The sequence below is a fragment of the Rothia sp. 27098_8_29 genome, assembly GCF_041432785.1.
In the GTDB taxonomy this organism is placed as follows: Bacteria; Actinomycetota; Actinomycetes; order Actinomycetales; family Micrococcaceae; genus Rothia; species Rothia mucilaginosa.
In genome coordinates, this window is the sequence record NZ_JAPWAI010000001.1 from 1,025,293 (window position 1) to 1,045,278 (window position 19,986).

Genomic DNA, 19,986 nt, shown 5'->3' on the forward strand with positions numbered 1-19,986 from the left:
TGGCACATTATTTCAATTGCCCCTGCTGCCGCAGAAAAAGCGCCACATCCAGGTGCTCCCGGCTCGGGTAGGCGGCACCCTCCAAATCGGCGAGAGTCCAGGCGATACGCAGCACCCGGTCGTAGCCGCGAGCCGTCAGCGTTCCGCGGTCCACGGCGGCGTTCAGCTCGCCGGTGAGCTTCGCATCCAAACGCAGCGGGCCACGCAGAATCTTGCCGTTCATCTCCGCATTCGTCTTCAACCCGTACGGCTCCAGGCGCTCCCGCTGAGCCTGCCGCGCCGCCATGACGCGCTCACGAATCTGCGCCGAACTCTCATTCACCTGACCGCCTGCAAGCTCCGTGGAGGACACCTTCGGAACCGTCACATTCACGTCAATGCGGTCCACCAGCGGGCCGGACAGCCGCCCAAAATAGGCGCGACGCTCACGCGGAGCACACGTGCACTCCGTGCCGGTACCCACATTCATGCCGCAGGGGCACGGGTTCGCCGCCAGGATCAGCTGAAAACGCGCCGGATACGTCGCCGACGCGCTCGAACGATCCAGGGTCACGGTCCCCGACTCCAGGGGCTGACGGAGCGCGTCAAGTACCGTGCGTTTGAACTCCGGCGCCTCGTCCAGAAAGAGCACGCCGCGGTGCGCTTTAGACACGCAGCCGGGGCGGGGAATGCCGCTGCCGCCGCCCAGAATCGCCGGTGCGGAGGCGCTATGATGCGGCGCCTCAAACGGCGGCTGACGCACCAACTCGCTCAGGTGCTCCCCCGCCGAGCAGAGGGAACGGATCGCGGTCACCTCCATCGCGGCATCGTTATCGAGGGTCGGCAGGATGCTCGGCAGGCGCTCCGCCAGCATGGTTTTACCGGAACCGGGCGGGCCTGTCAGCAGCACGTGGTGACCACCCGCAGCGGCAATTTCCAGGGCGAAACGCCCCTGCGACTGACCGGCAACATCGCTCATATCCGAGGGAATTTCAGCCGGTTTCGCCACCGGTGCGCTCGCCTCCGTCTGCGGGGCGGGCGGGTAGGTCAGCTTCTGGCTCTCAGCGCCGAGTGCGGCAAAAACCTCCGCCAGGCAGCGGAAACCGCTCACCTGCGCGCCGGGAATCAGTGCCGCCTCCTCAGCATTTTCGGCTGGCACAATCACGCGGTGGTGTCCGGCATCCACGGCGGCTTTGACCGCGGGCAGGATGCCCGGCACGGGGCGTAGCGTTCCGTCCAGACCCAGCTCGCCCAGGAAGACGCTATCGCCGCTGGGGTGCAGTTTCTTCTCCGCCTGCAACGCCGCAACCACGATGGCAAGGTCGAACGCCGAGCCGCGTTTGGGCAGGGTCGCCGGGGTCAGGTTCACGGTGAGCCGATGCTGAGTGAGGGTGATGCCGGTGTTCTTCGCCGCGGAGCGCACACGCTCTTTAGACTCGTTGAGGGCGGTATCGGGCAGACCCAGCAGAACGAAGCCGGGCAGGCCCTGCGAGATGTCAGCCTCGACGTCAACAATGTGTCCGCGCAGGCCAACGAGCGCCACGGAATAGGTGCGTGCGAATCCCATTACGCCACCGCCTTCAGATGCTCGAAGGTGAAGGTTTCGCAGGTTCCGGTCACCGCAATAGCGTCAATGCGAAAGCGCGGAAAATCCAGGTTCTCGCGCATCCTGCACCAGAGAATCGCCAGCGAGCGCGTGCGGCGCGCCTTATCGCGGTCAATGGACGCAAACGGGTGCCCGAAGTCTTCGCTGCTGCGGGTCTTGACCTCAACGAAAACCAGTTCGTCCTCGGGGTCAATGGCAATCAGGTCGAGCTCGCCGCGGATCTGTTCGTGTTCCAGTCCGGCGGGCGGTCGCCAGTTCCTCTCCAGGATGCGGTAGCCGTTCGCCTCCAGGATGCTGGCGGTCAGCTCCTCGCCCCACCTGCCGACGCTGTGGGCGCGGGGCATGGTTCTGCCGAGCAGGGGTCTGTTGGGTGCGCTTCGGGTTGCGGCGCGGGCTGTTATTCGGGCTGTTGTCATGGGTCTCTCCCCCGGTAGATAGCGGTAGTGCTTCTACTGTGCCCACCGCGCGCGTGCTCGAAGGCGGTTAACAAAAAACTGTGGATAACCTCGGCTCCCAGAAGGAATTAGAGGTTATCCACAGCCGTTTATTTGAAATTTTGGGGCGTATTTTTCAAAAACGCCGCTCGGGTGCCGATTCGACGCGTCATATTTACGCGGTTTCATAACGCAGCTTCATCACGCGGTTTCAACACCCAGCTCTGCCGCCCGACAGCTCGGCAACGCGCGCTTATCCCCGGCAAGGCGGTAAATCAGGCGTGAGCTAGGCGTTAAAGTCCGGCATTTCCGGCACGGTGAACTCCTGGTTGGGCAGACGCTCCTCCACGTTCACATCACGCACCGAGTAGGCGTGCACCTTCTTCACAAAGCGGTTGGAGCGGAATACATCCCACACCCACACGTCGCTCATGCTCACCTCAAAGTAGAGGGTGCCGTCCTGCACGTGCGGGGTGACGTCCACCTGGTTCGCCAGGTAGAAGCGTCGGTCGGTTTCTACCGCGTAGCTAAAGAGCGACATGACGTCTTTGTATTCGCGGTAGAGTGCCATTTGGGCGTCGGTCTCGTAGTTTTCGAGGTCTTCTGCGCTCACTACTCTTCCTTTCCTGGACTTTTGTAGTACTGATTCAGCGGTGGCACGTTAGGCTTTCGCGGCCTTCCGAGGCGCGGTTTTCAGGAATACCACACGCCCTAGCCGCGCTGTGCCGCAGCGGCCTCAATCTGCTCGGCGGTCGCCGGAAGCGACCATGACAGTCGATGCTGCGGGCTGGGGCCCTGCACGCTAATCGCCTCGCGGTGAGCGGCAGATCCGTAGCCCTTGTTCTTTGCCCAGCCGTACCCCGGGTAGCGGGTATCCAGCTGAACCATCAGCTCGTCACGTTCCACCTTCGCAACCACCGATGCGGCGGCGATGGAGGCACACTTGTAGTCACCCTTAATGACCATGGTCACCGGCATCTGCGCGGGCTCATCTGCACCGCCTGCGCCTTCCCACGCTTGGGCGAGCAGTTCGTTGTAGTGTGCCTGCGCCGGGTCCGGTGCCAGCGCACTGAACAGGTCCTCCTGCGGAGGGGTGAACCAGTCGTGCTTACCGTCCAGCAGGGCGGCGTCGGCACGGTATCCGCGGCGCGCCAGCTCGGCGAGCGCACGCTGGGCGGCAAGCCTCAGCGAGAGGGTCATGCCGAGCCGGTCAATATCTGCCGGTTCCACGTGCCCGACCGCCACGGCGCACCACTGGCGGATTTCGGGAACCATGGATTCGCGGCGTGCCGGTGAGAGCGCCTTGGAGTCGATCAGCCCGCCCACCTCGAGGGTGGCGTCCGGGGTGAGGATTGCGACGCCCACGGTGACCGGGCCCGCCATGGAGCCGCGGCCTACCTCGTCGATTCCGGCAACTGTGCGGGCGCCGGAGGCGAAGAGCTGTTGCTCGTACTCGAGGTCGGCGGCGGGCGGGGTTGTCTTCGCGGGCTTAGCTTGAGTGGGTTTCGCTGCGCTCTTCTGGGCACTCACCTTCATTGCCACGCTCGCTTATTCGCTCGGGGTGGAGGTCGGTGCGGGAATCGAGGAGAACACCGAGCTCTGATCCTGCAGCAGACCGAAGTGGTTCAGCGGCCACGCCACCACGAACACATTACCCTGCACGTCATCCTTGGAGATGAACGCGGTGCCGTCGCTAATGTGGTAGCGGGAGTCGGCGGAGTTGCTGCGGTGGTCACCCATCACGAAGTACTTGCCGGCGGGCACGGTCACCTTAAACGCCAGCTCGGAGGGCGGGTTGCCCGGGTACAGGTACGGTTCGGTAATCTCTACACCGTTGACCTTGATTTTGCCGTTGCCGTCGCTCTCGACCACGTCACCGGGAGTACCGATAACGCGCTTGACCAGGAAGTTCGAGGAAGTATCCGGCAGAATACCCGCGAAGGACAGGGCGTCCTTGAGCGGACTGCTGGTCTTCTGGGTGGAGGGAATCCAGCCCTGAGAGTCCTTGAAGACGATGACATCGCCGCGCTTAGGCTCGCTAAAGTAGGAGCCCGCCACGTTAATGAACACGCGGTCGTTGACCTGCAGGGTCTGCTCCATGGAGCCGGAAGGAATGTAGAAGCCGCGCAGCAGGAAGGTCTTGACCAGGAATGCGATGACCAGCGCGTACAGGATGACGGTGCCGCCTTCGCGTGCCTGCACCCAGAGCCATTCGCCGAGGCGGCCTTCTTCCTGCGCCTGGGAGTAGGTCAGCTCTGCCTGTTCGGCGCGCTTTGCCTTGCGGCGTTCCTTGGGGGTCATTTCGGAGAAGTCCTTGGTGGTTTCCACGTCTGCGGCACTCTCCTCATCTGCGATAGTCTCCTCGTTTGCGGTTTCTTCGCGCTTAGTGTTCTTTGCGGCGGAAGAAGTCGCGACGGCGGCATCTGCGGAGACGGCGCTCGCCTCGGCGCTAGCTACCACCTCGTGATCACGCTCAGATGCACCCTTGGTGTCGCTTTCGGTCACCTCAGCAGCGCTCGCGGATGCCACCCAGGGGGTAGCCTTCTCGGTTGCAACCTTTTCAGCACCATCATTCTCTGCGGCGCTCTTTTCTGCAGCAGCCTTGTCGGCGGCGAGGCGCGCGAAGTATTCTTCCATTTCGCGGCGCTCGCGGCGGCTTTGAGGCTGGTATCCCTCAGGGAAGGGGCTGGTGTTCGCAGTGTTCTTGTCGTCTGCCATGCTGGAGTGAGCCTTTCGTTTGAGAGATACCTAGCTCGAGTGAAACGGTACCTAGCTATTGTATCGAGAGTGTTTGCGCTCTTGGGCTTTTATTTTCTGAGAGCGGCAAGGTTCTCAGAAAGCGGGGTCTCAGAATATGCAAAAACCGCTCCTCTCCCGCGGAATGCGGTTGGGGAGCGGTTTGCAACAGAATTCTGTATCTATAAAGATTAGAACTCGCGCTTCTCGCGGATACGAGCAGCCTTACCGTGGCGGTCGCGCATGTAGTACAGCTTTGCACGACGGACGTCACCGCGGGTCACAACCTCGATCTTCTCGATGGAGGGAGAGTGAACGGGGAAGGTACGCTCAACACCAACGCCGAAGGAAACCTTGCGGACGGTGAAGGTCTCGCGAACGCCTGCACCCTGGCGGCCAACGACGAAGCCCTTGAAGACCTGGATACGGTGGTTCTTACCTTCAACGATCTTAACGTGAACGTTCAGGGTGTCACCGGGGCCGAATGCGGGGACGTCGTCACGGAGGGACTTCTTGTCGAGGAAGTCAAGAGTCTGCATAGTTGTAGATCTCCAGAGTCATCTGCCGCAGGTCAAATAGACTCAGATTGCTCTGCCCCACTGCGGGACAGAAAACTTGATGCTTCGGACAGGATTGGTGCCCGAAGGTTGACATCGTTGGTCGCTCTTCCCCCTGCGGCAGGGGCGTGCCCGATGTCAACACAATGCTCCATTATCCCAATGCGCCCGCGTTTATGCAAGCATCCGGGGAGCACTTTTAGAAGGGGGGTTCGTCACTCTGGGATACGCCACCCTGTGCTCCCCCGTTCTGCACAGGAGAACCCTGAGTGGTCATGCCCGGCACCTCCGGGTTCTGCTGAGGTGCGCCCTGCTGAGGTGCGCCCTGCAGGGAGCCTTCGTTGACCGTGCGCTTCTCCACGGTGCGGGCGAAGGTGCTCGTACCGTAGTTCAGGTCGTGACCGATGCCGAGGGCATCCACCTCTACGGTAGTGCCCTGCGTGCCGTCTTCGCGGTTCCAGCGGCTAATGCGCTGGCGGCCACTCACGACCAGCGGCTGCCCCTTCTCAATGGAGGTGGCGATGTTCTGGGCGAGGCGGCGGTAGGCTTTCACGGTGTACCAGTTGGTGGTGCCTTCTTTCCAGGTGCCGGTGGCGTCCTGCCAACGCGGGGTGCTGGCGAGGCGAAAGTTCACGACGGGCACCCCGTTGGGCAGGGTGCTCAGTGCCGGGTCGGAGGCGGTGAATCCGCGGATCAGGATGGTGTCGCTCATGGTTTCTCCTTAGAAACTAGTGGGTGGGTTCCTTCACCTTGCCAGGGCTGACCCGCTCCTGCATCCGGCGGTTACCGGTTCTGTGGATAACCGCGCGTTTTGCGGTTTTGAGCACTGCCTGTGGATAGGATTTTTGAACTTTTCACCCCGTTTTTTCAAAAATCGCCCGCGGGCAACGCATTCCCTTCAGAAATATGACGACTACGCCCCATCCGGCATCGTGATAGGTATCTCAGCGTCGGGGCGGCTATTTTTACCCTCAAGTTAACTATTTCTATCCGGCGCACTCTATCCTTGATGATGCGGTGCACTCAGCCGCATCCCGTCTACCCGCCTTGGAGAACCCGTGAGCAAAAAGCCCGCGAACAACAACCTGCCCTCCCTGCAGGAACTTCAGCAGTTGCAGCGCAACCTGCCCAAGCTGCCCGATTCGATGGACCCGCAGAAGAAGCGCCTCATTTACGGTCTGCTCGCTGTGTTTGCCATGATCGTACTGATTATTGGTCTGGTTTACGTGAGTAAGAACGGTGTGGACGGGCTGCTCGGTTCGGATAAGACGACCTCCGCCACCGATGATGAAGAGACCAACGTTCAGACTGAAACCCTCGCCGAGGTCAAGAACCCGTACAAGGCGGTTGATCCCGCGACCGCGCTCGCACCGGATCTGGCAACCGCGAAGAGCGAGCTGGCATCCCTGCAGGTGAAGGAACGCGCGTCGAAGGCCGGCTACTCTCGTGATCAGTTCGGTCCCGCCTGGGATGACGTTGACGGCAACAAGTGCAACACTCGTGACGACATTCTGCGCCGCGACCTGACCAATGTTCGTTTCAAGGTCAGGACCCACGCATGCACCGTCATCAGCGGCACTCTGAACGACCCGTACACCGGCAAAACCATCGAGTTCAAGCGCGGCAAGAAGACCTCCTCGGCTGTGCAGATTGACCATGTGGTGGCTCTGTCGAACGCATGGCAGACCGGCGCGCAGGATTTGACCGCAGAGCAGCGCCGCCAGCTGGCGAACGACCCGGAGAACCTGCTCGCTGCAGACGGCCCGGCGAACCAGCAGAAGTCCGATGCGGACGCCGCCGACTGGCTGCCGAGCAACACCGCCTACCGCTGCACCTACGTGGCACGCCAGGTGCACGTGAAGGCGAAGTACAAGCTGTGGGTGACCGCGGACGAGAAGAAGGTTATGGAGCGCGTCCTCAATTCCTGCAAGGACACCAACCCGACCAAGAAGTAGCCCCGGCCAAGAAGTAGCTTCCCGGCACGCACGCAAAAAGCATAAAGAAAACCGCCCCGCACCCTGAGTTTAGGGTGCGGGGCGGTTTTTATATGTGGCGCCCCAGGAGGGAATCGAACCCCCGACCAAGAGATTAGAAGGCTCCTGCTCTATCCTCTGAGCTACTGAGGCCTTCCTCTAGGGTACACGAGAATTTATGCTTCTCATGCACCGCGCATCTCACGCGGGGGCCGGTCCGCTGGGCGGCGCATCCGGCTGACGCGCTATGAGCCTACCTTGGCGGCTTCCCGTTCTGCCTTCTTCACCTCGCGGCGGCGTGCACGGCGGCTTGATGCGCCGGGGAACAGCTGCCACCACAGGCGGATAGTGGTGCGGCGAATCTGCGTGGGGTGCAGGCTCACGTACACCAGGCGGCGGGTTGCCAAGTCGAGGGCGACCAGGTAGATGATGTAGCCCAGGCAGATGACGGTCGCGATGAGTCGGCCCATGTCCTGGTTGAAATCGCGCAGGTAGGGCGAGACGTTCAGCTGGTCGCTCACACCATACGCCATGAAGAACAGCGTGGTGATGAAGTACCACATGAGCTGGAAGTGCGAGCGCAGGCCGGTTGCGGCGAGCATCGGGATTGCCCAGAGCAGGTACCAGGGCTGAATCATGGGGCTGCACAGGAGCATGAACAGGATCGCGAGGCCGGCGTGGCGCACGATGTTGCGGTCGCGTCCAACGAATGCCATGGCTACCGCGCCGAGCATGCCGATGCCCTTGCCGACGGTCTCGATGAGCTTGCGGATGACCTCGAAGGCGTCTCCCTGAATGAACAGGGATGCGGCGCCGATGACCAGGCCGAAGGGGGTGTACCAGATGTACTGGCCGCCGGTGGTGGACAGTGCCTTAATCCAACCGAATTCCAGTCCGGTCACCCAGCCCATGAGCGCCATTTCGGCGAGCAGCAGCACGCCGGAGAATACCCAGAAGATGAACTTGCGCGGCCAGGAGGCGTTCTTACCAGCCCAGAGCAGACCCACGAAGGGCAGTACCACGAGGGCGAGCGGCTTGACGGCAACGCCGAGGGCTACGAAGGTCACGCCGAGCGGGCCGCCCCACCAGGTGTCGCGGTAGCGCTTGGCGTAGTAGAGGCCTCCGAGCATGAACATAGTCATGAGCGAGTCGTTGTGGCCGCTGGCAATGAACGATGCGATGAACAGCGGGTTCGGGCCAATCTGCCAGAGAGCGCGGACCTGGTTGAAGCCGTGCGCCTGGGCGAGTTTTGCCACGTAGAAGAGGATGCCGATGACCGCGAGCACGGAGAGTAGGCGGAAGTAGAAGAGGGAGAGGTCGATATTCTCCCCCGCCAGGCGCACAATCCACTCTTCAAATTTGAGGGAGACCGGTCCGTACGGGGGCGGGGATTCCGCCCACATGGGGTCCGCACCGTTCTGCATGAAGTTCGAGATTTCGGAAACGCCATGCTTGTACGGGTTGAGGCCGTGCGCCATGACCATGCCCTGACCGTAGTAGGAGAACATGTCGCGGCTGTAGATGGTGAACGCGAAGATCTGCGGCAGGGACCAACTGGCGGTGACGGCAATCATCCATCGCATGGCGTTGGGTTCGTTCCAGTCGCCCATTTTCTGGTAGATTCGCAGCCATTCACGGCACATAATCATAGCGCCGAGGGCGAGCATGATAATGCCGGTGATGACCCATGCGGCTTCGAATCGGATGGCTCGAATAATGTCGTAGCGCCAGAAGTTGGAGCTGTCGGCGAGCCAGCCGACGGCGTAGGAGCCGAGGGTGACCATGATGGAGCCGATGGTGCCGATAATCACCGTGCGCAGACGGTGGTTATTGACGTAGTCCAAGAGTTTGGGTGAGAGAGGTGCGTCGTGTGCGCCGGGGGTGGTGAGCCGGTGTGCTAGCTCCTTTGGTGCGCGCATAACTCCCTTTCTGTCTGCATCGTCGTTCTGGTTTTTATCATACCGGAGCCCTTGGATGCACTTGCGAGAATCACTGTTGCGAAGGCACTTGTGGACGTTCCTCAAGGGCCCGCAGAGGGGTGCAGTTCTCCCCCATTGCCGCCGTTTGCCCATCCGCCTGTGCCGTCTTGCACCATCTTGTGCCCTTTTGTGACGTGCTGCCCGCCGGGCCGGCGGCATTTGGGGGTAGAGTGGGAGGGTGAGTATTTCTAGTGAACGTATTGTATGGATTGACTGCGAGATGACCGGCCTGGACGTGGAGAATGACGCTCTCGTCGAGGTGGGCGTTCTGGTCACGGATGCCGATTTGAACATTCTGGGTTCTGGCGTTGAGTTCGTCATCAAGCCCGGTGATGAGTCTCCTGCCGGTGCGCTGGAGAACATGAATGACTTTGTGCGGTCGATGCATGAGGCGTCGGGTCTGCTACCCGATATTGAGCACGGTGTGTCGATGGATTACGCGCAGGAGCAGGTGCTTCGTTACATCAAGAAGTATGTTCCGGTGGCGGGCAAGGCGCAGCTGGGCGGCAACTCGGTGGGCATGGATAAGCGTTTCTTGGAGCGCTACATGCCCGAGGTCATGGCGCACCTTCACTACCGCGTGATTGACGTGTCCACCATTAAGGAACTGGCGTCGCGCTGGTACCCGGCGGCTCGTCACAGCGCCCCGGCGAAGACCGGTAACCACCGCGCACTGGGTGATATCAAGGACTCGATTGATGAGTTGAAGTATTACCGTCGCGCTATTTTTGTGCAGCAGGGCCCGGATGCGATTGCGTCGGCGCAGATTGCGCGTGAGGTGGAGGCTGAGCGTGCCGCACGCGAGGCTGCTGAGCGCGAGGCTGAGGCATCCACTTCTGAGGCGGCTGAGGCATCCGAGGCGTAAGCACGACATGTAACGAGCATCACGGCTTTTCAACTTGGCAGGTTCCTGAATCTCCTGTACAGTAGTATCCGTTGCATATCGCAAGGGAAACCAAGCGAAGCACATGGTGGTCGTAGCTCAGTTGGCAGAGCGCCTGGTTGTGGTCCAGGAGGTCGCGGGTTCAACCCCCGTCGATCACCCCGATGGAAAGGGTCGTTATGGTTATCCGTAACGACCCTTTCGCTTACCCTCAATCCGGTTCACCCACACACGGTGTACCCGGCAGTTCCCACTCAACAGTTCCCGTTCAACACAAGCAAAGGATGATTCCGTGGCTATTCGCCCCATCGTTATTCACGGCAACCCCGTTCTGCACCGCCCCGCGGCACCCGTCACCGAGTTTAATGATGAGCTCAAGGAGCTCGTGGCTGACATGTACGAGACCATGGACGCATCCAACGGTGTGGGCCTGGCGGCACCGCAGATTGGTGTGGGCCTGCGCATCTTCACCTACAAGATGGAAAATGAGGACGGCGTTCCCCCGCGCGGCTGCATCATCAACCCGGTACTGACCCTGGGCAAGATTTCTACCGCTGACCCGGACCCGTACGAGGAGGAAGAGGGCTGCCTGTCCTTCCCCGGTTACGGCTTCCCCCTCAAGCGCGCCGAGTGGGTGACCGTGAATGGTCTTGACGAGCACGGCAACCCCGTCCACTTTGAGGCGACCGGCTGGTTCGCACGCTGCATGCAGCACGAAACCGACCACCTGGACGGCAAGCTGTACGTGAACCGTCTGAACAAGAAGTGGACCGGCAAGATGAAGAAGGTCGTGAAGAAGGAAGGCTGGACCGTCGACGGTAACTCGTGGATGCCCGGCGTGGATCCGGATCCGTTCGGCCACTAATCACGAGCTCTTCTGAAGGTCAGAGACCTTTCGAGAACTTAAAACGAAGACCGCGAATGCACTCTAAAAGCGCATTCGCGGTCTTCGTTTTCCGTCGGCCGATGATATTTTCCATCAGTCAACGGTAGCGTGAAACGGGTCATCCTATGAGCCGGGTTCTGTCTAAAACGCCGCCCGAAGGGGCGTTTTGAGGCAATCATCTATCTAGAACGTACGTTGCCGCACGTCTCAAGCAGCCTACCCGAATACGCACCCCACCTCCGTAAAGGAAGCTGACGGGGATCGGGCGCACTACCCTACCATGGCGTATTCTGTTTGACCTTGCTCCGAATGGGGTTTACCTAGCCGGGCACGTCACCGCGCCCGCTGGTGGTCTCTTACACCACCCTTTCACCCTTACCGCGGCGAACCGCGGCGGTTTACTTTCTGTGGCACTGGCCTGCGGGTTACCCCGAGTGGATGTTATCCACCATCCTGTGCTGTGGAGCCCGGACTTTCCTCGAAGCACGTGTGCCTCGCGATTGCCCGGACGGCCCGTTTCACCCAACCCATTATACGCACACCCTTGGAGGTAGTTATTTCCCGGGTTCCCTCGCGGGTACACATGGGTACACTAGCGACCTCGCGGGCATATGCAGGAACCTCGCAACTACACTGCGCCTCGTAGCTACACTGCGTCTCGCGGGTACACTGGAGAGATGCTGATTCTTCTTCCCCCATCCGAAGGTAAAACTCCCGCCCCCGCAGGCAACGCGCCCGTATGCTTCGCTGACCTCTCGTTCCCCGAGCTCACTGCCGAGCGTGAGAGCGTCCTGGAGGAGCTGACCGCAGTCAGTTCGGGCCCCGATGCTCTGGCGGAGCTCAAGGTGGGTGCTTCCCTCGAAGCAGAGGTGGAACGCAATACGCGCCTGCTCACCGAACCGGCACAGCCCGCGATCCGCACCTACACGGGTGTGCTCTTTGAGGCACTGGATTATGCGAGCTTCTCCCCCGCCGAACGCGATGCCGCGCACTGGTCGCTGCTGATTTCTTCGGCGCTGTGGGGTATTCTGCGCCCCGAGGACGCGATCCCCGCCTACCGCCTGTCGATGGGCGTGAAGCTGGGGTCGGTGGGTGCGCTCGCCTCCTTCTGGAAAGGTGCGTTGGGTACCGCACTGGAAGCGACTGCGAGGGACCAGCTGATTCTGGATTGCCGTTCTGCAGCCTACGCGAAGTCGTGGGTGACTCCCCCGTCGCAGACTCTGGCGGTTCGTGTGGAGCGTGTGGCGGCTGATGGGTCGCGTAAGGTCGTCTCACACATGGCGAAGCATTACCGCGGCCTGTTTGCACGCTACCTGATTCAGTCGGGTTTGGCAGCTCGTCCTATTGATGGTTCCACGGCGGGTATTGCCGAATTTTTGGAGGCGGTCAGCGAGGACTGGTCGGTGGAGTGCACCCTGCCGACGGCGCGTAAGGCGGGTGTTTTGACGCTGCTGGTGCATGAGCAGTAGGTTGCCCAACTATTTTTTTGCATCATATTGAAAATTTTTTAACTATTTTTTCTAGTGGCTTAAATCTGTATTACCCCTTGTAAAACCACATTTCCCCACATTTTAGGGGTAGCTTTTGATGAGCAGAGAAGGCGGTTAGTGTCTAGCTATCCGCCTTCTTTTTGCGAGTAAAAATGTTTATAGTGTTAAACGTCTCGCCATTGGTGGCGGGTATTTCACTCACTAACATTCACATTTTCAACTCAACACACATGGAAACACGTCACGCCACGTACGTACAGCAAACGACTAGAGGCTTACCCAACGGTTATTGGTTTGCTAGCGTAGAAGTAACCACTCAGAAACACATCGATGGGACAACGATATGTCTAATTTTTCCTCTCGTCGCGCCCTCATTAAGGGTGCGGCAGCACTAACAGTCGCCGGCGCGTTGGGCGCACACCACGCCGGTGAGCAGGGCGCTCAGGCTGCCACCTTGGACGTTAAGACCACCCCGCTGACGTTCAAGATTACCGAGGCGTCGTTTGATATTAGCGGCTTCAACCTCAGCTACGAGATTACCGGCCTGCAGGCCGTGATTGATAGCGGCCTGTACACCCCGTACATTGAGGTCGGCTACTACACCAAGAAGAAGGGCTTCACCCAGTTCTATTTCTTCTCTCTTGAGCCGAAGAAGCGCATCGAGAATGATGTCTACATTAGGCATCACGTCATTGATCCTGAGATCACCGGTGGCCCGAATGCAGACTATGGTGTTCGCCTGTCTCTTCGTCCGCGCCGTGAGCAGTACACCATTCTGCGCACTCTTGAAGTTCGCCCCAAGATTGACACGGAGTTCGCGTGGGCACCGTTCATTGTGGATATTGATATGGATGGCGAGTACGCTCCCGATATCTACAGGTCATGTAAGGTAAAGGTTCTGCTGCTCGATAAGGAACGTTGCTTCTACCCTAAGCGTGCGGTGACCCGCGGCGACCTGATGGATGCAATCTACCGAGGCGCCCGCTCGCCGAAGGTGAAGCTTCCTGCGCGTTCTCCTTTCCCGGATTTGTCCCCGAAGGATGAGCGTTACCCGGCGTATATTTGGGCGTATCAGAACGGTCTGACTTCCGGCTGGTCTGACGGTAAGATGCACCCGGAGGCGGTGGCTAGCCGCGCTACGATGGCTGCGTTCTTCTACCGTTACTTTATGCTTACCCCCGGTCGTCGTTCTTATTGGTTCCGTCCCACTACCCCGCAGGATATGAAGCCGGGTGCCCCGTTCTACACCGAGTCGGTGTGGCTGCACTCGTCGGTGAATATCGATACGAGCTATCACTATAAGAGCAAGGATTTCCGTCCGACCAAGACTGCTACCCGCGAGGAGCTGGCTCGTGTCCTGTCAATGCTCGACATGCTTGACGCCATCCCCAACAGCCCCTATATCGATGATTAGGATTCGGCAGGTGCCGTGAACCAGGCGGTTGACCCTACACGTTTTAGCTTGGGTTAGTCTCTGAGAACAGTATCTGAAGATAGTGGCTATAGAAGGGGCGGTGAGAGTTTTTCTCTCGCCGCCCCTTTTTGTGTGCCCGTTTTCTGGTACTGGCGCTGCTGGGTGCCGTTTTTAGCGCTGGTGATGCTTCCATTTTTGTCTCTCCATTGTGTGGTCTTTTTGGGGTTTGGGCTTTGTATAAAACATGGGCGTAATTTTTGAATTTTTTGTCTTATAACTCTCATCGGCATGTTTTTCTCGTGTTTTCATTGAATGTTTAAGACGCGGGTTGGTAGGCTGAGATTGCACTTCAGCATGCCGCTGCTACGGGTCCTCTACGATGTGAATTCGTGCGGGTTTGGTGCGGTGGACTGTCACTCATTTATCCTCTCAACTTCTTTTCTCATTCGCCCTCTTTCATGCAGAAAATTCAGATTGGATAATGATGTCCTCCTTCTTTAAGCCTGCTCGTGGCACGCGCCGAAAAGTTGCGGGTGCTTCCCTGGTTTTGGGTTTGTCTCCGCTGCTGGCTTTGACGCCGGTGGCGGCCCAGCCGGCGCCCGCCTCCCCCGCGCAGAACGCCCCCGCGCAGAACGCACCCGTACAGAACGCGCCCGTGCAGGGTGATACGCAGGATGCGTCCCTGCCGACCCTACGCGTGACCAGCGGCTCCCTCGACATTCTCCACGGCGGTACCGTCCACGTAGAGGGTACCGGGCTGAGCCCCGAGTTCTTGGCACATCATGAGCTACGTAGCCTCACGATTGCCCCGAAGGGCTCTTCGACCTACGCCAACCCCTACCAGAAGGTTGATCACCGAGGCCTTGTCTTTGACGCCCCGAAACCGGCTGCTGACGGCAATTTCAGTGCTGACCTGACGGTTCCGGCAAATAGCCTGCCGGCAAACCTGGAGTACGAGGTCATTCTCACCTACCGCCCTGTAGATGATGCGCACCCCTATGCGTGGAACACTGAGGATCGCGTCCGTGCGGCGCTGCCGGTGGAGTTCAACCTCCCGAAGGCTGTGCTCCCCTCCATCACCTATGATGTTTCGGCTATTTCTGAGGAGCAGATTGCTTCCGGTCAGCCGGTTGAGGTGACGTTGACGGGTACCGGTTTTCAGGATGTCAGCTCTGTAAAATTCACCTTGTCCGAGCATGATGAGCAAGGAAAGGTCACGAACGATAATGTGGCTTCGCTTGGTGAGCTGAAGGCACCGGATACGGAAGAGAATCAGCGCATTTTCAAAGGCCTGATTCCTAACGGCTATTTCCAGAAGAAGATCACGATCCCCGCGGGAGTTCTGAAGTCCGGTAAGGGGTATTCCCTGGGTGTTTCCGGTGTAGAAACCCACGGGTGGAATAAGCTGTCGCGCAAGTTCCCCTTCGTTCCTGTGGGCAATAATCCTGCGCGCATGGCGTATCAGGATAATTCGTTCAGGAATACCCTGCCGAAGGTATCTGTTGCTGCACAGGATTTTGATCCCGGTCAGGACCGTGTCTATAAGGTGACTATTTCTAATATTTCACCCGAGGTGGATCTGGGGTACTACCTTGATTCTGTGGCGATTTATAACGCTACCTCTGGTGAGCAGGCATATTTTGCGAGGAATGATGTAGCGGGCCAATACTATAAGCGTGACGAGCTGGTAACCCGCAACGCTGACGGTACTCTGACCGTGGAGGTTGAGTATAAGGTTCACGGCGATTCCTACAATAGGCCTTCTTCCCGCGGTTCAGTGGCTGAAGTGCGGGCGGTGTTCTCGGACTCTGAGTATTCGTACGGTAGCCATAAGTTCACGGTGAGCGCGCAGCTTCCGATGGCTCCTCTTGCCGCTGATGCTGTTGATTCGGAGAACCCGGGGAATGTTGAGTTGAAGGTCGATTCGGGAACCCTCAATATTTCTCAGGGTGGCACGGTGTCGGTGACGACTTCCCCGTTGAGCCCCGAGTTCCGTAAGAAGTACACTTTCTACGAGCTGGCTCTGGTGGAGCGCGGGTCGGTGTACGTGTATGCGGAGCACAATAGTTATGAGCCTCTCGACGAGTACGGCGGAATGCTCAAGGATTTGGTGCATCAGGTGCGGGAGAACCCGGACGGTAGCCTCACCTACACGTTTAAGGTTCCCCCGCAGTACGTTGAGGCTGCCGACGGTGAGCTCTTCGATGTGGTGATGACGTACTACCCGTCGGATGAAACTGAGCCGGAACCTTCGAGTAGGTCGAACCGTTTGTATGCTCGCGCCCATATTGATGTGGTTCAGGAAGCGCAGCCGACCCGTGGAACCTACACCTTCAGTCAGTCCGCTATCGATGACCCGTGGAAGGATACGACGCTGCGGGTTGAGGGACGCCATATCCTCTCCCAGGCTAGTGAAATGGTTGGTAATGATTGGCCGGTCATCGCTATCTATGAGGCTGACCCTGCAACGGGAAAGATGGTGGGTGAGCCTGTGTTCACTCAGCGGGATGACTACACGTACTACGGGGTTAACACCAGGTGGTTCCGCAATAACTATTTCAGTGCGGAGCTGAAGATTCCTGCGGGTACGTTGAAGCCGGGCAAGCTCTACTTTATTGGTATGTATGGGAACGGGTTGCCTTACCCCGGCATGGAAGATTCTCCGGGTTCTATGCTGAATGATGTTGCGGAGTTCCTTCCGGTGCATTCTCCCGAGCAGGACTCTGCGGGGCCCACGCTGCACCTTGGGTCGGTGGGGCTGAACCCGTACGCGCGGACGAACTTGTTTACGGCGCGCGCTACCGGGCTCTCTGCACCGGGTGAAGGATCGTACCGCCTCTCCGTGCAGCACGTTGATGAGCAGGGGCGTTTGACCGGTCAGACGGTGTTCCAGCAGGCGATTCCCGCTGATCGCATCCAGGATGGCAGGGTGGAGCTGAATCTGACGATTGATCAGCAGCTGAGCTATTCGGGCGCTTATCGTCTGGTCTTGGAGAAGGTCACCCCCGGTAAGGATGGTGCCGGCGAGTCGGTGGAGCAGCTTGCTGTCGAGGATATTCCTCTGAAGCTGACGCGTGAGGATGAGTTGCAGGCTGCTGAGCAGTGGTTTGCTGAGCGTGATATTTTGCCTAATCCTTCGCCGATGTCCTGGCATAGCGGTATGACGCGCCACGATGTGACGGTGTCGCTGTACCGCCTGGCGGGTTCCCCGAAGGTTGAGCTGCCTGCTTTTAGCCCGTATGCGGATGTGGCAACGAGCGACCCGGACTACGCCGCGTACATTTGGGCTCGTCAGAAGGGCATTACGTTCGGCTGGGCGGATGGCAAGTTCCACCCGGAGGCGAAGCTTTCGACCCCGTCGACGGTGGCGTTCATGTACAGGTACCAGAAGGCGATGGGTCAGGTCACGCCGAAGGTGCCGACCTCTGCCTCGTTGCCGCGTAGCTCGTCTGTGCCGGGCAACCAGGGTGCGCCTCGGAGTGCTAGCGGTTGGCAGCATAAGGTTCGTCAGGGTAGCGCTTTCTGGCGTGAGGCTCAGTGGGCTGTTGATTACCGCATGTGGGGTTACCGCGTTGATGGGGAATACGTCTATGAGGACTTTGATAGGTCTTTCGTTTCCTCTGGTGATTTGAAGTTGATGCTGTACCGCTTGGCGCACGGCGGTAGCCACCTCAAGTAGCGCCGGGTTGTGGTGAGTGAGGTAACCGGTGGGCTGGGATGTTCGACGTAGTTCGGCTTTTCAGCCCACCGGTGCCGCCCCGGTTTTTCTTCCTTGCCTCTGCGAGTTCTTTTGCCCAGCACCAGGCTTTATGGGGCTACTTCTCCCCTGTTGAGGGTTTTCTTTTCACGCTTTATTTGCTCAACTTTTTCACTTGCTTCATCTACTCACTCACTTCATTCACCGTACAGTTTTTTGTAGATGGGATAATGATGTCTTCATTCTTCACACCACGAGGTGCCCCGCACCATTCTGATACCCCGCGCCACCCGGCGAGCGCCCGTGCGCTCAGCCTATCGTTGCTGCTGGGTTTGAGCCCGCTTGCCGGTATCACCCCGGCGGCACTCGCAACACCGACCCAGGCAGCACCTGAGCAGCAGGCACAACCGGCACAGGCGACCCCCGCTTCCCCCGCCGCAGCTCAAGAAGATGCTGACGAATCCACGTCTTCGCTTCCGGAGGCGGATGATTCTCGCTATCCTGAAGTGAATGATTCTCGCCATCCTGAAATGGAAGGGTTTAAAGTCTCTCCTGAGACTCTCAACATTTCTCGAGGCGGCACCGTAACGCTGACGACGCCTCCGCTCAGTGCTGAATTCCGCCAGAATTACGAATTCTACGAATTTTCTCTGGTTGATCGCGGTTCTTCGTACTTCAAAGCCGCGTATGCCCGCATTGACGGATATGCCTACTTTGGCTACCTCTTTGACCGTGACCCCAACCCGAAGCAGATGGTAGAAAACCCAGACGGGAGCTACACCTTCTTCCTCAATATTGGGCCGTACATTATTGAGGCTAAAGAAGGCACTCTTTTCGACGTCATTCTGACGTACCACAAGAAGGGCCACCGGAAGGATTTTTGGCCGTCCGAATTCCGTTTTGTGGCGCGTGCACCTATTAATGTTGTGCAGGACCCTAAGCCGACTGAGACGACGTACATTTTCAGTGTGCCCGCGATTGATGACCCGTGGAAGGATACGACTCTGACGCTTGAGGGGTTCCATATTACTACGAGCGGTAGTCGAGAGGGCAAGGACGGTCCGGCGCTTCTGGCCTTTTATGAAGTCGACCCGAAGACCGGAAAGATTGTAGGCGAACCCGAATTCACCACTCGGATTCCGTACCCGGCTTCCCGTAGTGGAGAGCGCGTTTATTTCCTGAATGAGCATTTTAAGACGTCTATTACGATTCCTGGGGGCACGCTTAAGCCGGGTAAGGTCTATAAGATTGGTTTCTACGGTAAAGACCGTCCGGAGGATGAGAAGTACCCCGGTGAGTTGCTGAATGATGTTGCAGATTTCATTCCGGTACGTTCGCTTAATAAGGAATCGGCGAGCCCTGAGATGTTTCTGAAGGCTACAACAGTGAGCCCTTATGATGAGGAAAATATCCTTCAGGTACGTGCCGTCGGCTTGAAGAAGCAGCCTGGGGTCTCTTACCGTTTCTCGGTACAACATGTTGATGAGCAGGGACATCTGACCGGTCAGAAGGCGCTAGTGCAGGAGATCGCTGCTGAGAGCATCCATGACGGCACGGTGGATGAGAAGCTGAACGTCCCCGGTGCGCCGCTGAATTATGACGGCTCGTACAGGCTCTTCTTGGAAAAGGTGACTGCCGGCAAGGACGGTACGGTTGAGTCGGTTGAGCAGCTTACTTCGAGGGATCTGCAGCTGCAGTTTACGAAGAATAAGGAGGTCAACGCCGCCTGGGCATGGTTTAAGCGCCGTCAGGTTCTTCCTGAGTTTTCTTCTTTGAGTGAGGGACGCGATATGACGCGCCGCGATGTGACGGTGGCGCTGTACCGTCTTGCGGGTTCGCCGAAGGTGGAGCTTCCGGCGACGAGTCCTTATGGAGATATCGCTCCGGATGATCCGGACTACGCCGCGTATATTTGGGCTCGTCAGAAGGGCATTACGTTCGGTTGGGCGGATGGGAATTTCCACCCGGAGATGAACATGCACAATTATTCGACGGCGGCGTTCCTGTATAGGTATCAGCGTTCGCGCGGTATGGTGTCTCCCGGCTTACCGACTGCCGCACCGCAGTCTCGTAACGGTAGCCTGCCGGGGTCGGATGAATCTGAGGTGAGCGCTAACCCATGGGTTCTGGATTTGGAGGAGGGTAGCGCTTTCTGGCGTGAATCTCGGTGGGCTGTTCAGCAACGCATTTGGGGCTACACCGGGGATTGGGAACACGAACGCTTTTTCATGGAGACAACATCCGTCTATGACTTGGCGTTGATGCTGTACCGCATGGAGCACGGCGGTAGCCACCTCAAGTAGCACCCGGTCGTGGTGAGGGGTACCCTGTGGGCTGGAATGTTCGGATTAG

Annotated in this window: 15 protein-coding genes, 2 tRNA genes and 1 other RNA gene; 8 read left to right on the top strand and 10 right to left on the bottom strand. The window is 58.8% G+C overall.

Translation table 11 applies throughout. The features are described from left to right. Positions 1-7: 7 nt before the first annotated feature. From O3649_RS03980 to O3649_RS04010, 7 genes are all read right to left on the bottom strand, one after another. On the bottom strand, positions 8-1,546 hold the full coding sequence (locus O3649_RS03980) for a YifB family Mg chelatase-like AAA ATPase (protein WP_371572871.1): 1,539 nt from the start codon (positions 1,544-1,546) through the stop codon (positions 8-10). Continuing rightward, entirely contained in the window at positions 1,546-2,001 is a 456-nt protein-coding gene (locus tag O3649_RS03985; RefSeq protein WP_371572873.1) for a YraN family protein, read from the bottom strand. The genes O3649_RS03980 and O3649_RS03985 overlap by 1 nt, the downstream gene beginning before the upstream one ends. A gap of 304 nt (positions 2,002-2,305) precedes the next feature. Continuing rightward, entirely contained in the window at positions 2,306-2,632 is a 327-nt protein-coding gene (locus tag O3649_RS03990; RefSeq protein ID WP_005506259.1) for a DUF2469 domain-containing protein, read from the bottom strand. Positions 2,633-2,730: 98 nt separating this feature from the next. Next, a complete protein-coding gene (locus tag O3649_RS03995) occupies positions 2,731-3,561 on the bottom strand; it encodes a ribonuclease HII (protein WP_070629601.1) in 831 nt (276 codons plus the stop codon). 6 nt (positions 3,562-3,567) lie between these two features. Beyond that, entirely contained in the window at positions 3,568-4,737 is a 1,170-nt protein-coding gene (gene lepB, locus O3649_RS04000; RefSeq protein ID WP_141752105.1) for a signal peptidase I, read from the bottom strand. 209 nt (positions 4,738-4,946) lie between these two features. Beyond that, positions 4,947-5,294: a 50S ribosomal protein L19 gene (rplS, locus tag O3649_RS04005; RefSeq protein WP_005507488.1), complete on the bottom strand. Its 348-nt coding sequence runs from the start codon at positions 5,292-5,294 to the stop codon at positions 4,947-4,949. Between the two features lie 217 nt (positions 5,295-5,511). Further along, on the bottom strand, positions 5,512-6,024 hold the full coding sequence (locus O3649_RS04010; protein WP_371572876.1) for a single-stranded DNA-binding protein: 513 nt from the start codon (positions 6,022-6,024) through the stop codon (positions 5,512-5,514). Positions 6,025-6,370: 346 nt separating this feature from the next. Here O3649_RS04010 and O3649_RS04015 point away from each other — a divergent pair, with 346 nt between their 5' ends. Continuing rightward, positions 6,371-7,267 carry an HNH endonuclease family protein gene (locus O3649_RS04015; RefSeq protein WP_371572878.1) on the top strand — a complete coding sequence of 299 codons (897 nt, stop codon included), beginning with the start codon at positions 6,371-6,373 and terminating at the stop codon, positions 7,265-7,267. Positions 7,268-7,362: 95 nt separating this feature from the next. Here O3649_RS04015 and O3649_RS04020 read toward each other — a convergent pair. Both O3649_RS04020 and mptB read right to left on the bottom strand, forming a co-directional pair. Beyond that, positions 7,363-7,438: transfer RNA gene (locus tag O3649_RS04020), tRNA-Arg, on the bottom strand. A gap of 92 nt (positions 7,439-7,530) precedes the next feature. Beyond that, positions 7,531-9,204 (bottom strand): polyprenol phosphomannose-dependent alpha 1,6 mannosyltransferase MptB, encoded by a 1,674-nt coding sequence (gene mptB, locus O3649_RS04025; protein WP_371572880.1) that lies wholly within the window; start codon positions 9,202-9,204, stop codon positions 7,531-7,533. 238 nt (positions 9,205-9,442) lie between these two features. Between mptB and orn the strand changes: the two genes are divergently transcribed. From orn to def, 3 genes are all read left to right on the top strand, one after another. Continuing rightward, positions 9,443-10,129, top strand: a complete 687-nt coding sequence (gene orn, locus O3649_RS04030) for an oligoribonuclease (RefSeq protein WP_070629598.1) — start codon at positions 9,443-9,445, stop codon at positions 10,127-10,129. Between the two features lie 106 nt (positions 10,130-10,235). Next, positions 10,236-10,308, top strand: a tRNA-His gene (locus tag O3649_RS04035). Between the two features lie 131 nt (positions 10,309-10,439). Continuing rightward, positions 10,440-11,012, top strand: coding sequence for a peptide deformylase (def, locus tag O3649_RS04040; protein WP_044141710.1), 573 nt, complete (start codon positions 10,440-10,442; stop codon positions 11,010-11,012). 131 nt (positions 11,013-11,143) lie between these two features. On the opposite strand, the gene rnpB is transcribed toward def, so the two are convergent. Next, positions 11,144-11,549, bottom strand: an RNA gene (gene rnpB, locus O3649_RS04045) — RNase P RNA component class A. A 161-nt stretch (positions 11,550-11,710) separates the two neighbouring features. Here rnpB and O3649_RS04050 point away from each other — a divergent pair. The 4 genes from O3649_RS04050 (at position 11,711) to O3649_RS04065 (ending at position 19,937) form a co-directional block, all read left to right on the top strand. Beyond that, positions 11,711-12,502: a YaaA family protein gene (locus O3649_RS04050; RefSeq protein WP_070629596.1), complete on the top strand. Its 792-nt coding sequence runs from the start codon at positions 11,711-11,713 to the stop codon at positions 12,500-12,502. Between the two features lie 364 nt (positions 12,503-12,866). Next, positions 12,867-13,937, top strand: a complete 1,071-nt coding sequence (locus O3649_RS04055) for an S-layer homology domain-containing protein (RefSeq protein WP_070629593.1) — start codon at positions 12,867-12,869, stop codon at positions 13,935-13,937. A gap of 484 nt (positions 13,938-14,421) precedes the next feature. Then, complete coding sequence (locus tag O3649_RS04060; RefSeq protein WP_371572883.1) at positions 14,422-17,616, top strand: siroheme synthase; 3,195 nt, start codon at positions 14,422-14,424, stop codon at positions 17,614-17,616. Between the two features lie 248 nt (positions 17,617-17,864). Next, positions 17,865-19,937, top strand: a complete 2,073-nt coding sequence (locus O3649_RS04065) for a superoxide dismutase (protein WP_371572885.1) — start codon at positions 17,865-17,867, stop codon at positions 19,935-19,937. Positions 19,938-19,986: the final 49 nt, after the last annotated feature.

Coding starts and splice junctions, on each gene's coding strand:
- O3649_RS03980 (WP_371572871.1), bottom strand. CDS start 1,546: ATGGGATTCGCACGCACCTATTCCGTGGCGCTCGTTGGCCTGCGCGGA.
- O3649_RS03985 (WP_371572873.1), bottom strand. CDS start 2,001: ATGACAACAGCCCGAATAACAGCCCGCGCCGCAACCCGAAGCGCACCC.
- lepB (WP_141752105.1), bottom strand. CDS start 4,737: ATGGCAGACGACAAGAACACTGCGAACACCAGCCCCTTCCCTGAGGGA.
- rplS (WP_005507488.1), bottom strand. CDS start 5,294: ATGCAGACTCTTGACTTCCTCGACAAGAAGTCCCTCCGTGACGACGTC.
- O3649_RS04010 (WP_371572876.1), bottom strand. CDS start 6,024: ATGAGCGACACCATCCTGATCCGCGGATTCACCGCCTCCGACCCGGCA.
- mptB (WP_371572880.1), bottom strand. CDS start 9,204: ATGCGCGCACCAAAGGAGCTAGCACACCGGCTCACCACCCCCGGCGCA.
- O3649_RS04050 (WP_070629596.1), top strand. CDS start 11,711: ATGCTGATTCTTCTTCCCCCATCCGAAGGTAAAACTCCCGCCCCCGCA.
- O3649_RS04055 (WP_070629593.1), top strand. CDS start 12,867: ATGTCTAATTTTTCCTCTCGTCGCGCCCTCATTAAGGGTGCGGCAGCA.
- O3649_RS04060 (WP_371572883.1), top strand. CDS start 14,422: ATGTCCTCCTTCTTTAAGCCTGCTCGTGGCACGCGCCGAAAAGTTGCG.
- O3649_RS04065 (WP_371572885.1), top strand. CDS start 17,865: ATGATGTCTTCATTCTTCACACCACGAGGTGCCCCGCACCATTCTGAT.